Here is a 12,878-nt window from a genome sequence, read left to right as displayed (position 1 = left end):
CCGTCAGGTCCGTCCTAGACGTCCCGGCGGCCGGTCACCACGTACGAGGCGGCGACCGCCGCGCCCGTCACCAGCAGGATCAGCACCAGGTGGCTCAGGCTGCCCGGGGCCGTGATGCCGTCCGCGACCACGGCGCCGTCCGCGGCCGGCTCGCTGCCGCCGGCGGGCAGCCCGAACAGCTGCATCAGCGCCATGGGCGCGTTGTACTGGATCATGGCCCGGCCGACCGGGGCGAGGGCCTCCCAGATGCTGAACACGGCCCCTATGACCGGCGGCAGGGTGACGATGCCCAGCATCAGGGCGATCGCGCCCGCGGAATGCCGCACCAGCGCCCCGATAGCCAGGGACAGCACGCCGAGCAGGGTGACGTAGAAGCTGCCCAGGAGCCCGGAGACCCACTCGGAGCCGGAGTGCGTCCCCGAGGCCGAGCCGCCGTGCAGGATCGAGGCGGTCAGCCCGACCAGGGCGACCGACCCGGCGGTGGTGAGGAAGGCCGCGGTGCCGAAGACGAGGTACTTCGCGGTCAGCACCCGGTACCGGTCGGGGGCCGCCGTGAAGGTGGTGCGGACCAGGCCGGTGCCGTATTCGGAGGTCACGGTCAGCACCCCGAGCACCATCACCGACAGCTGCCCGACGAGCAGGCCGAAGAGGGAGGGGGCGATGAACGGCATCTGCTCGTAGTCCAGGTCCCGGGTCTGCAGGATCACCGCGCCGCCGATGCCGACGACGAGCAGCACCAGCGAGCCGAGCGTCCACATCGTGGAGCGGACCGAGATCAGCTTCGTCCACTCCGAGGCCACCGCGTGCCCCAGGTGCGGCCGCGTGGCCGGCAGCGGGGAGCTGTAGCCCTGCGGGGCCGGCTCCCCGGCGGTCGCGGTGGTGGGGGCGGTCATCGGGTGTCCTCGGGCTCGTGGGCGGGCGTGCGCACCGGTTCCTGGGGCTGGGCGGGGCCGGGGGAGGGCGCGGCCCCGGCGAGCTCGCCCGGGCTGCCGGGCATCAGGAACGGCCGCCCGTCCGTCCCGGGCGGCGGGGGCGCGAAGAACCCGGCCTGCGGGACCTCGACGGCGGCGGCCGCCGCCTCCTCCTCCCACTTCGGGACGGACAGCGGCTCGGGCTCCCACAGCTCGGCCCGGGGGTCCTCGGTGGAGGTGTACTCGACGGAGGACTGCGTCATCCGCATGTAGGCCTCCTCCAGCGAGGCCCGGTGCGGCGACAGCTCCCACAGCCGTACGCCGGCGGCGTGCGCGAGGTCCGAGATCCGGGCCAGCTCCAGCCCGGTCACCCGCAGCGCCCCGTCGGGCTCCTTGAGCACCCGGCCCCCCGCCCTGCTGAGGACGGAGCCCAGGGTGTCCCAGCCGTCGGGGTCGGTGTCGGCCGTGCGGACCCGCGCGAATCCGGCCGAGTTGTGCGTGATGAAGTCCGCGGTGCTCATGTCGGCCAGCAGCCGGCCCCGGCCGATCACGATCAGGTGGTCGGCGGTCAGCGCCATCTCGCTCATCAGGTGCGAGGAGACGAAGACGGTGCGGCCCTCGGCGGCGAGCCGGCGCATCAGGTTGCGGACCCAGAGGATGCCCTCGGGGTCGAGCCCGTTGACCGGCTCGTCGAAGAGCACCACCTGCGGGTCTCCGAGCAGGGCGGTCGCGATGCCCAGCCGCTGGCCCATGCCGAGCGAGAAGCCCTTCGTGCGCTGCCGGGCGACGTCCTGGAGGCCCACGACGCCCAGGACCTCATCGACCCGCTTCTCGGGGATCCCGGAGAGCTGGGCGATGGACAGGAGGTGGGTGCGGGCCCGGCGGCCGCCGTGCACGGCCTTGGCGTCGAGCAGGGCGCCGACGTGCCGCTGGGCGTTGGCCAGCTCACGGAAGGGCAGGCCGTTGATGGTGACCCGGCCGGAGGTGGGGCGGTCCAGGCCGAGGACCAGGCGCATGGTGGTGGACTTCCCGGAGCCGTTGGGCCCCAGGAATCCCGTCACGTGACCGGGCCTGACCTGGAAGGACAGGTCGTCGACGGCGGTCTTCGCGCCGAAGCGCTTGGTCAGCCCGACTGCCTCGATCATGTGCTCTGCCCCTTGCCAGGCCGGGGCGAGTTTCGCCCCTGTAAGGGTTAAGAGGATAACGAGGTTCCTACGGTTCCGTCCCGGGCCTGATCCCTGAGCTGCCCCTGAGATCGACCCGGGCATTCCCCGTAGTACCTCAGGCGTCCCTCTTCCTGAGGACGAGGTAGCCGCCGAGAACGGCCGCCAGCACCCACAGGGCCATGATCCCGAAGCCGCCCCAGGGTCCGTAGGGCACCTTCTCGCTGCCCATCGCCCCCGGGATCACCTGCATGACCTTGGATCCGGCCTGGTCGGGGAAGTACTGGGCGACCTTCCGGGTCGCCGGCACCGCTCCGAGGATGTTCGAGACCAGGAGGAAGAACGGCATCAGGATGCCCAGCGAGAGCATCGAGCTGCGCAGCATGGTGGCCACGCCCATGGAGAACAGCGCGAGCATCCCCATGTACAGCCCGGCGCCGAAGACGGCGCGCAGGACGTTCGGCTCGCTGATGGCGATGCTCCGGTCGCCCAGGATCGCCTGTCCGAGGAAGAAGGACGCGAAGCTGGTGATCAGGCCCACGGCCAGCGCGAGCCCGGTGGCGACGAGCAGCTTTCCGGCCAGGAAGGACCCGCGCCGCGGTACCGCGGCCAGGGAGGTGCGGATCATGCCCGAGCTGTACTCGGTGCCCACGACGAGCACACCGAAGACGATCATCGCGAGCTGGCCCAGGGACATGCCCGCGAAGCTGGCCAGGGTCGGGTCGAAGGTGGCCTGCTCCTGCGGGGGCATGTCCTCGAAGGACGAGTTGATGAAGACGCAGATCAAGGAGCTGATGCCGACCGTGACGAGGGCGGCGGCGGCCAGGGTCCAGAGGGTGGAGGCGACGGAGCGGATCTTGGTCCACTCGGACTGCAGGACGGCGGGGAAGGAGGACATGGTCACTCGCCGCCCTTGTGCTTCGCGTCGAAACCGGCGCCCCAGGCGGGCACGTCGGCCGGCCGGGCCGGGTTGTCGGGAGCCATGCCCGGTGCGTGGGCGTGGTACTCGACGGAGTCCGCCGTCATGCGCATGAACGCTTCCTCCAGTGAAGCCCGTTGCGGGCTGAGTTCGTGCAGCACGATCTGGTGCTGGGCGGCCAGCTCGCCGAGCCGCTCCGCGCCCGCGCCGTCGATCTCCAGCGCGCCGGTGGCCGGGACGCTGATCGCGTCGATCCCGGCGTCGTGCAGGACGTCCTTCAGCCGTTCCTGCTGCGGCGAGCGCATGCGGACGTAACTGCGGGAGTTCTGCTGGATGAAATCGGCCATGGACAGGTCGGCCAGCAGCTTTCCTTGTCCGATGACCACCAAATGCTCTGCGGTCAGCGCCATTTCGCTCATCAGGTGAGAGGAAACGAAGATCGTCCTTCCCTCTGCCGCGAGCCCCTTCATGAGATTGCGGATCCAGAGAATTCCCTCCGGGTCCAGACCATTGACGGGTTCGTCGAACATCAGGATCTCCGGGTCACCGAGCAGCGCGGAGGCGATTCCGAGCCGCTGGCCCATGCCCAGCGAAAATCCTTTCGACTTCTTGTGCGCCACGGCCGTCAGGCCGACCAGGTCGAGCACCTCGGAGACCCGGCTGCGCGGAATCCGGTTCGACTGCGCAAGACAGAGAAGGTTGTTGTACGCGCTGCGGCCGCCGTTCATCGCCTTCGCGTCCAGCAGTGCCCCGATGTACTTCAGTGGCTCCGGCAGGTCCCGGTAGTGCTTCCCGTCGATCCTGACCGTCCCGCTGGTCGGGTTGTCGAGGTCGAGCATCATGCGCATGGTCGTGGACTTGCCCGCCCCGTTGGGGCCGAGGAAGCCGGTCACCACCCCCGGTCTGACCTGGAAGCTGAGGTGGTCCACGGCGGTCTTCGCGCCGAATCGTTTCGTAAGGCCCTCAAGCTCGATCATTCCGCCACGCTAGAACGCCGAAGGGCCCCACGCCACCTCTTGGAGGTGGCGCGGGGCCCCGGGTGTCGAAGCGGAGTACTGCCCTCCGCGACTAGCGGCTCTGCTGCGCGGGAACGCCGCGGGTGACCGGCTCGTCGTCGATCGGCGCGGAGGCGGCCGCGACCGCGGCACCCGTCAGCGTCGCCAGCATCTCGCGGACGTTGGTGAGCTGCGCGTTGATCGAGTCGCGGCGGTTGGTGAGCGCCGCCAGCTCGCGCTCGGACTCGCTGCGGATCCGGTCGGCCTTCGCGTTGGCGTCGGCCACGATGTCCTCGGCCTGGCGCTGCGCGGTCTCCACGGTCTGGCGGGCGCGGCGCTCGGCGTCCGTACGGAGCTTCTCGGCCTCCAGGCGCAGCTGCTCCGCGCGGTGCTCGATCTCCGCCAAGCGCTTCTCGGCCTTGGCCTGGCGGCCCGCCAGGTCGCGCTCGGACTGCTCGCGGCGCTTGGCCAGGTTGGTCTCGAAGTCCGCGGCGGCCTGGGCGGCCTTGGCGCGGGTCTCCTCGAAGAGCGCGTCGGCCTCCTCGCGCTTGGAGGCCGCGTCCTTCTGGGCCTCGTTGCGCAGGGTGGAGGCGTCGCCCTTGGCCTTCTCGACGATCCGGACGCCCTCGTCCTCGGCGGTCGACTTCCGGTCGGCGGCGAACGACTCGGCGTCGTTGCGCACCTGCTGGGCGGCCGACTCGGCGAGCTCGCGGTGCTGCTCGGCCGCGCGACGGGCCTCCTCGCGCAGGTCCTTCGCCTCCTCCTCGGCCAGGCGCAGGATCTTCTCGACCCGGGCGCCGAGGCCGGCGTACGACGGCTCGGCGTCGTTCACCTGGGCCTGGGCGTTCTGCGTCTCGAGGTGCAACTCCTCGATCCGCTTTTCCAGAGAGTTGATTCGTCCGAGGGCGCTGTCACGGTCGGAGACCAGCTTGGTGATGCGGTCGTCCACCTGACCGCGGTCGTAACCACGCCGCACGAGCTCGAAGCCGAAGGGGGAGGAAGTGTCGCTCATGGGGTTCCTGTCGAATGAGACCGATGAGGTACTACGCGAGGTGTTAGGTGTTAAGGGGAATCCTAGGCGCCAGGACGGCGTGTCATCGAGTCAATCCACGTTTGATCTGGACAATGACACCCCTTTTGAGTGGCAAGGCGCCAGAACGCTTGTCACTCGTTCGCCTGAACCTCCATCAGGAGCACACATCCAGGCGCACTGACTAGCCCTCTGACGTCTTGCCACCCGAACGAGTGGAACCCGCTGTCGCACCGGCCTTCACGCCCCCCGCGCCCTGGCCGCCGACCCCGGGCTTCGTGCCACCCGAAGGCGCCTCGAATGATTCCAACGCCTCAAGAACGTCCTGGACACGGGAGATCTCCGCCTGAATGTCCTCACGGCGCCGCACCAGGACTTCGAGCTCGCGCCGGCCCCCGTCGACGAGCCGCTCGGCCTCCGCGGTCGCCTCCGCGAGGCGGCCTTCGGCCACCCGCACCAGCTCGGCCTTCTTCTGCTCGGCCTCCTTGAGCAGCGCCTCCGCCTTGCGCACCGCGGCGATGCGGACCTTGCTCGCCTCGCTGCTCGCGTCCGACACCAGCTCCTTGGCCTTCGCCTCGGCCTCGACGCTCTGCTCGGTCGCCGCCCGCACCAGCTTGTCCACGCGCTCGCCGGCCGACTTCATCTGCTCGGCCGACTCCCGGCGGGCCCGCTCGTGCAGCTCCTCGACCTCCGCCTCGACGCGGCCGCGCAGCTCCTCCGCCCGCTCCCTTATGGCCGACGCGTCGGTGCGCGCCCCCACCAGCAGCTCGTCGGCGTCCGTACGGGCCTTCTCCACCAGGGAGTTGCCCTCGACGGTCGCCTCGGACGTGATCCGCGCGGCTTCCTTGCGCGCCGCGTCGACCATCGCGTCCGCCTGCTCCTCGGCCGCCGTGGTGGCGGCCAGGGCCTGCTTCTGCGCGTCCCCGGTCAGCTTCTCGGCCTCCGAGGAAGCCTCCGTGATGAGCCGGTCGACCTGCGTCGCGGCCTCGCTGCGGCGCTTGTTGGCCTCCTCGCGGGCCTCGTCCAGCAGCCGCTCCGACTCCGCGCGGGCCTCGGCCCGTACGCGCTCCGCCTCGGTGGCGGCCTCCGCCTTGACCCGCTCGGCCCCGGACCGGGTGCGGGTGGCGTGCTCCTGCGCCGAGGACAGTGCCTCGGACGCCTCGGCGCGCAGCCGCTCGGCCTCGTTCGCCGCTTCCGCGACCGTGCGCTCGTTGTCCTTGCGCGTCTGCTCGGTGAGCCGGTCCGTCTCCGCGACGGCCTCCCCGACCAGGTGGTCGGCCTGCTCGGCGGCCTCGGTGCGGATCCGGCCCGCCTCGGCGCGCGCCTCGTCCAGCGTCCGCTCGGACTCCCGCTCGGCGCCCGCCAGCGTCTCGTTGGCCGCGACCGTGACCCGGTCCGCCTCCGCGGTGGCCTCGCCGATGATCCGGCCGCCCTCCGCGCGGGCGTCGTCCAGCACGCCCGCCGCCTCGGCACGCAGCCGGCCCGCTTCCGCCAACGCCTCGCCGACGGTCGCCTCGTTGGCCGCGCGGGTCTCGTCGACCAGCCGGTCGCCCTCGGTCCGCGCGTCGACCAGGATCCCCGTCGCGTCCCGCTCGGCCCCGGCCAGCGTCTGCGCCGCCTGGGCCGTGAGCCGCTCCGCCTCGGCGCGGGCCGTGTCCAGCACGGCCGCCGCCTCGGTGCGCAGGCCCTCGGCCGCGGTCTCGGCCGCGCCGACGGTCAGCGCGTTCGCCGCGCGGGTCTCCTCGGTGTGCCGCTCGGCTTCCGCGGTGGCCTCGGAGACCAGCCGGTCGGCCTGCTCCGCCGCCTCCGTGCGCAGCCGGTTCGCCTCCGACCGGGCCTCGTCCAACGTGCCCGCCGCCTCGGCGCGGGCCGCCTCGGAGGCGGCCTCGGCCTCGGCCGTGAGGCGCGCAGCCTCCTGCTCGGCCGCGGCGACGGTCAGCGCGTTCGCCGCGCGGGTCTCCTCGGTGTGCCGTTCGGCCTCCGCCGTCGCCTCCGCGACGATCCGGCCGCCCTCGGCGCGCGCGGCCTCCAGGGCCTCCGCCGCCTCGCCGCGGATCCGGTTCGCGTCCTCCCGGGCGTCCGCCTTCGTACGGGCGGCGTCGCGCTCGGAGGCGGCCAGCGCGTCCGTGGCCTCCGTACGCACCCGCTGCGCGTACTCCGCGGTGTCGGTGCGCAACTGCTCGGACTCGGCGATCGCGTCGCCGACCGTCCGCTCGGCCAGGGCCTTCGCCGCGTCCGTCTCGGTGCGCGCCTCGCCGCGGATCCGGTTCGCGTCCTCGGTGGCCCGCTCCCGCTCCGCGTACGCGTCGGCGCGCACCCGGTCGGCCTCTTCCCCGGCCTCCGTCTTCGTACGGTCGGCCGCGTGCTCGGCCGCGCTGCGCAGCCCCGCGACCTCTTCCTCGGCCTGCTCGTGCAGCCCGGCCACGGAGTCGTGCACCTGCTGGGCGGTGGCCTCGGCGGCCGCGACCACCTCGGACGCGCGCCGCTCGGCCTCCTCGGTGAGCCAGACCGCCTCGGCCTGGGCCTCCTCGGAGCGCTTGCGCGCCTGGGCGAGGAGCTCCTCGCTCTCCTCCCGGGCCTGCGCCCGCTCGCTCTCCGCGTCCGTGCGCGCCGAGGCCAGGGTCTCCTCGGACTCCCGGCGCCGCCGCGCGGCCTCCTCCTGGGCGGCGGCCAGCGCTTCCGCGGCCTCCTGCCCGACCCGCTCGGCGGCGGCCTTGGCCTCCGCGCGCAGCCGGTCGGCGGTCTCCTGCGCCTCCGTGCGCAGCCGCTCCGCCTCGGCCTCGGCCTCGCCGGTCAGCCGCACCGCGGCCTGCTCGGCCTCGGCGCGGGCCCGGCCGGCGTCCTGCGCCGCGTCCGTGCGCAGCTGGTCGGCTTCCGCCTCCGACTGCGCCTGCAGGGCGCGGATCCGCTCCGCGGACTCCGCGCGCAGCCGGTCGCTCTCCTCGGTGGTCTCCCTGCGGATGTTCTCCGCGGCCGCCCGGGCGTCGCGCAGGGTCTGCTCGGCCGTCGTGAGGCGGCCCTCGGCATCCGTGTGCAGGCGGACGAGCTCTTCGTCGGCCTCGGCCCGCTTCGCGGCCAGCGCCTGCTCGGTCTCCTGGCGCCGCACGGCCGCCGCGGCGTCCGCCTCGGCCCGGACCGACTCGGCCTGCTCCTCGGCCTCCGCGCGCAGCCGCTCGGCTTCGGCGCGGGTCCGCTCCAGGGTCTCCTCGGCCTGCTTGCGCAGCGTGGTGGCCCGCTCGACGGCCTCGCCGCGGACCCGCTCGCTCTCGGTGTTCGCGCTGCCGCGCACCTCGTCGGCGTCGGCCCGGGCCTTGCCCAGCAGCTCCTCGGCGGTGCGGGCCGCCTCCTCGATCTGGTGGACCGCCTCGCGGCGGGCCTCGCCGCGGATCCGCTCGCCCTCGGCGACGGCCTCCGCGCGCAGCTGCTCGGCCTCGCCGCGCAGCCGGCGGGCCTCTTCCTGGAGTTCGACCGTACGGGCCCGGTACTCCTCCGTGTCGTCCTTCGCGGCGCCCTTGAGCTCATCGGCCGTGGCCGCGGCCTGGGCACCCAGCCGCTCGGCCTCCGCCTCGGCCTCGCCGCGGATCCGCTCGGCCTCCTCGGACGCCGCCCGGGTGGTGGCGCGGGCGTCCTCCGAGGCCTTGTTCAGGACTTCCTCGGCGGTGCGGGCGGCCTTCGCCAGCTGGGCCGCCGTGTCCTCGGCAGCCGCCGTACGGGCCTGCTCGCCGGCCTCGGTGCGCAGCCGCTCCGCGGATCCGCGGGCATCGGCCAGCAACTGCTCGGCCTCGGCCTTGAGGACCTCGGCCTCCTTGGTGGCCTGGCCGACGAGCCGGGCCACCTGCTCCTTGGCCGTGCGGGTGCGCTGCTCGTTGACGGATTCCGCGGAGGCGAGCTGCCGTGCGGCGCTCTCCTTGGACTCGGCCAGCAGCTTCTCCGCGGCCGCGCGGGCCTCGCGCAGGGCCGCGTCGGCCTCCTGGGTGCGCTGTTCGGCGACCCGGCCCAGGTCCATCGTCTGCTGCCGGGTCTGCTCGGCCTCGGCGGACGTGGTGGAGCGCAGCCGCTCCGCGTGCTCGGTGGCCTCCTGGGCCTGCGCGGAGGCGGCGGTCAGCAGCCGCTCGGCCTCCTTGCGGGCGCGCAGCAGGGTGGACTCGGCCTCGGCGCGCGTCGCCTCGTTCTCGGCGGCGAGCCGGCGGGTGGCCTCGGAGGCGACCCGGGCGGCCTCGGCGCGGGCGGCGTTCAGGGTCTGCTCGGCCTCGGCGCGGGACTCGTCCATGAGCCGGCGGGCCTGCGACTCGGTGCGGGCGCGCAACTGCTCGGCCCAGGCCACGTTCTCGTTGACGTGGGCTTCCACCGTCTGGCGGCGCTCGCCCAGCTCCTGGTCCAGGCGCTGGCGGCGGTTGACGGCCTCGGCGTGCAGTTCGGCCTGCAGGCGCGCCTGGTGCTCGGCGTGCTCCTGGAGGATGCGCTGGGTCTGCGCCCGTACGTCGCGCAGCTCGCGCTCGGCGTCGGAACGCATCTGGTCGGCCTGGATCTGGGCATTGCGGAGCAGCTGCTCCGCCTGGTAGCCCATGTCCGCGCCGTCGTAGGCGGGGCGGGACGCCAGGTTGCGGCGTACCTCGTGGAGCTTGGCGCGCAGCACTTCGACCTGGTACCCCAGGTCATCGGCGTGCTGGACGGCCTTCCCGCGTTCCTTCTTCAGCCGCTCCATCTCGGCTTCGAAGAGCGAGAGATGGTCGGCCTCGGCCTGATGGCTCTCCTGGCTTTCGTAGCCCCGCACAGCGCGGTCCCATCCGTCCCCTGGTCGCAAGCTCACTCCCAAATGAGCATCGTCCGCCCGCTGAACGACGCCCCCGGGGAATGGTGTCAGATGGCGGGGCTGGGGATACAGGCCCCGACCCCGTCTCCGCACCGAACCCCGGCCGAGCCAGAGCCACTCTACCGGCCGGGGAAACGGGACATCAGTGGTCGGGGTTGCTCGTGACCAGTTCGGTCAGGACTCCGTGGCAGTCCTTGGGGTGCAGGAAGGTGATCTGAGACCCCATCGAACCCGTGCGGGGCTGGTCGTAGAGGACCCGGACGCCCTTGCCGCGGATGGCCTCCGAGTCGCCCTGGACGTCCTCGGTGCCGAAGGCGATGTGGTGGACGCCCTCGCCGTTCTTGGCCAGCCACTTGCCGACCGCGGAGTCCTCGCGGGTGGGCTCGAGGAGCTGGAGGTAGGAGGCGCCGCCGTCGGAGGTCTCGTTGATCTTGAGCATGGCCTCGCGGACGCCCTGCTCCTCGTTGACCTCGGAGTGGAACACCTCGAACCCGTAGGTGGCACGGTAGAACTCAACCGTCTTGTCCAGGTCGAAGCAGGCGATCCCGATGTGGTCGATTCTTGTCAGCATGGACACAGTGCAGCGCTCCGGAGGTGGTTACGCAACGTGCGCGCGATCACACTGACGGGCCGATGACGGCACGGGTACCGCTCAGTACATTCGGGTAAACCCTCGTTCACTCCTCATCTTCAAGGGGCTGTGCTCCATGTCCGGAACGAACAACACCACGTCAGTGATCGTCGCCGGGGCCCGCACGCCCATGGGACGGCTGCTGGGCTCGCTGAAGTCCTTCTCGGGCGCCGACCTCGGCGGCTTCGCCATCAAGTCCGCGCTGGAGCGGGCCGGGATCTCCGGCGACCAGGTCCAGTACGTGATCATGGGCCAGGTGCTCCAGGCCGGCGCGGGACAGATCCCCGCCCGCCAGGCCGCCGTCAAGGCCGGCATCCCGATGAACGTGCCCGCGCTCACCATCAACAAGGTGTGCCTGTCGGGCCTCGACGCCATCGCCCTGGCCGACCAGCTCATCCGCGCCGGCGAGTTCGACATCGTGGTCGCGGGCGGCCAGGAGTCCATGACCAACGCCCCGCACCTGCTGCCGAAGTCCCGCGAGGGCTTCAAGTACGGCGCCATCGAGATGCTCGACGCGATGGCCTACGACGGCCTCACCGACGCCTTCGAGAACATCCCGATGGGCCTGTCCACCGAGACGCACAACACCCGCCTGGGCATCGAGCGGGCCCCGCAGGACGCGTTCGCGGCCACCTCCCACCAGCGGGCCGCCGCCGCGCAGAAGAACGGCGTCTTCGAGGCCGAGATCACCCCGGTCGAGATCCCGCAGCGCAAGGGCGAGCCCGTGGTGTTCTCGCAGGACGAGGGCATCCGTGCCGAGACGACGGTGGAGTCCCTCGGCAAGCTGCGTCCGGCCTTCGCCAAGGACGGCACCATCACCGCCGGCACCTCCTCGCAGATCAGCGACGGCGCGGCCGCCGTGGTCGTGATGAGCAAGGCCAAGGCCGAGGAGCTGGGCCTGGAGTGGCTCGCCGAGATCGGCGCCCACGGCAACGTGGCCGGCCCGGACAACTCGCTCCAGTCGCAGCCGTCCAACGCGATCCTGCACGCCCTGAAGAAGGAGGGCCTGGGCGTCGAGGACCTGGACCTGATCGAGATCAACGAGGCCTTCGCGGCGGTCGCCGTGCAGTCAATGAAGGACCTCGGCGTGACCCCGGAAAAGGTGAACGTCAACGGCGGCGCCATCGCCCTGGGCCACCCGATCGGCATGTCCGGCGCCCGCGTGGTGCTGCACCTGGCGCTGGAGCTCAAGCGCCGCGGCGGCGGGGTCGGCGCGGCCGCGCTGTGCGGCGGCGGCGGGCAGGGCGACGCCCTGATCGTCCGCGTCCCCTAGTGGACGGGCGGCCGGACGGCCGGCCGCCCGACCGCACCCGTACCCGTACGAGACCCGCGGGACCCGCGGGACCCGCGAGAACGAAGGAGCGCAGCACGTATGACGGCGGTGGACGTCCCCCAGCTGGTGGCCCAGGCCCGTGAGGGCAGGCCGCGAGCGGTCGCCCGGCTGATCTCGCTGGTCGAGGGGGCGTCCCCGCAGCTGCGCGAGGTGATGGCGGCGCTGGCGCCGCTCACGGGCAACGCGTACGTGGTGGGCCTCACGGGCTCCCCGGGCGTCGGCAAGTCCACGACCACCTCGGCGCTGGTGTCCGCCTACCGGCAGGCCGGCAAGCGGGTCGGCGTGCTCGCCGTCGACCCGTCCTCGCCGTTCAGCGGGGGCGCGCTGCTCGGCGACCGGGTGCGGATGTCCGACCATGCCTCCGACCCGGGGGTGTACATCCGCTCCATGGCCACCCGCGGGCACCTGGGCGGCCTGGCCTGGGCCGCCCCGCAGGCGATCCGGGTGCTGGACGCGGCCGGCTGCGAGGTGATCCTGGTCGAAACGGTCGGGGTCGGGCAGTCGGAGGTGGAGATCGCCGCGCAGGCCGACACCTCGGTGGTGATGCTGGCCCCCGGGATGGGCGACGGGATCCAGGCCGCGAAGGCGGGCATCCTGGAGATCGGCGACGTCTACGTGGTGAACAAGGCCGACCGGGACGGCGCGGACGCCACCGCCCGGGAGCTGAACCACATGCTGAGCCTGGGGGAGTCCCGGGGCAAGGGCGACTGGCGGCCGCCGATCGTGAAGACGGTCGCGGCCCGGGGCACGGGCATCGACGAGCTGGTCGAGGCGCTGGAGAAGCACCGGGCGTGGATGGACGAGCGCGGGGTGCTGGCGGAGCGCCGCACGGCCCGGGCGGCGCGCGAGGTCGAGACGATCACGATCACCGCTCTGCGGGCGCGGCTGGCGGACCTGCGCGGCGACGCCCACCTCGACGCCCTGGCGGCGCGGGTCGCGGCGGGCGAGCTCGATCCGTACGCGGCCTCGGACGCGCTGCTCGCGACCCTGACGGAACCGGCGGAACCGGATGCGGAGCCCGCGGGCCGGTCATAGACTGGCGAACGCCCGGAATGCCCCGACGCAGGGAGGTTTCATGGCGAA

At 72.8% G+C, this 12,878-nt stretch carries 9 protein-coding genes; 2 read left to right on the top strand and 7 right to left on the bottom strand.

Annotation, left to right across the window (positions count from 1 at the left end; genetic code table 11):
- Nucleotides 1–14: 14 nt before the first annotated feature.
- The 7 genes from DRB89_RS01400 to mce form a co-directional block, all read right to left on the bottom strand.
- Nucleotides 15–893 carry an ABC transporter permease gene (locus DRB89_RS01400; protein WP_112463184.1) on the bottom strand — a complete coding sequence of 293 codons (879 nt, stop codon included), beginning with the start codon at nt 891–893 and terminating at the stop codon, nt 15–17.
- On the bottom strand, nt 890–2,056 hold the full coding sequence (locus tag DRB89_RS01395) for an ABC transporter ATP-binding protein (RefSeq protein WP_112463183.1): 1,167 nt from the start codon (nt 2,054–2,056) through the stop codon (nt 890–892). The genes DRB89_RS01400 and DRB89_RS01395 overlap by 4 nt, the downstream gene beginning before the upstream one ends.
- A 136-nt stretch (nt 2,057–2,192) precedes the next feature.
- Nucleotides 2,193–2,972, bottom strand: coding sequence for an ABC transporter permease (locus DRB89_RS01390; RefSeq protein WP_112450025.1), 780 nt, complete (start codon nt 2,970–2,972; stop codon nt 2,193–2,195).
- A gap of 2 nt (nt 2,973–2,974) precedes the next feature.
- Nucleotides 2,975–3,970, bottom strand: a complete 996-nt coding sequence (locus tag DRB89_RS01385) for an ABC transporter ATP-binding protein (RefSeq protein WP_112450026.1) — start codon at nt 3,968–3,970, stop codon at nt 2,975–2,977.
- Between the two features lie 91 nt (nt 3,971–4,061).
- Nucleotides 4,062–5,000 carry a cellulose-binding protein gene (locus DRB89_RS01380; protein ID WP_112450027.1) on the bottom strand — a complete coding sequence of 313 codons (939 nt, stop codon included), beginning with the start codon at nt 4,998–5,000 and terminating at the stop codon, nt 4,062–4,064.
- A gap of 202 nt (nt 5,001–5,202) precedes the next feature.
- Nucleotides 5,203–9,792, bottom strand: coding sequence for a polarized growth protein Scy (gene scy, locus DRB89_RS01375; protein WP_204357788.1), 4,590 nt, complete (start codon nt 9,790–9,792; stop codon nt 5,203–5,205).
- A gap of 181 nt (nt 9,793–9,973) precedes the next feature.
- On the bottom strand, nt 9,974–10,402 hold the full coding sequence (gene mce / locus DRB89_RS01370) for a methylmalonyl-CoA epimerase (protein ID WP_112453635.1): 429 nt from the start codon (nt 10,400–10,402) through the stop codon (nt 9,974–9,976).
- A 136-nt stretch (nt 10,403–10,538) separates the two neighbouring features.
- Between mce and DRB89_RS01365 the strand changes: the two genes are divergently transcribed.
- Entirely contained in the window at nt 10,539–11,735 is a 1,197-nt protein-coding gene (locus DRB89_RS01365) for an acetyl-CoA C-acetyltransferase (RefSeq protein ID WP_112450028.1), read from the top strand.
- 99 nt (nt 11,736–11,834) lie between these two features.
- A complete protein-coding gene (gene meaB, locus DRB89_RS01360) occupies nt 11,835–12,830 on the top strand; it encodes a methylmalonyl Co-A mutase-associated GTPase MeaB (RefSeq protein ID WP_112450029.1) in 996 nt (331 codons plus the stop codon).
- Nucleotides 12,831–12,878: the final 48 nt, after the last annotated feature.

The organism is Streptomyces sp. ICC4 (assembly GCF_003287915.1).
GTDB lineage: Bacteria > Actinomycetota > Actinomycetes > Streptomycetales > Streptomycetaceae > Streptomyces > Streptomyces tritrimontium.
This window is presented reverse-complemented; position numbering and strand designations above follow the sequence as displayed.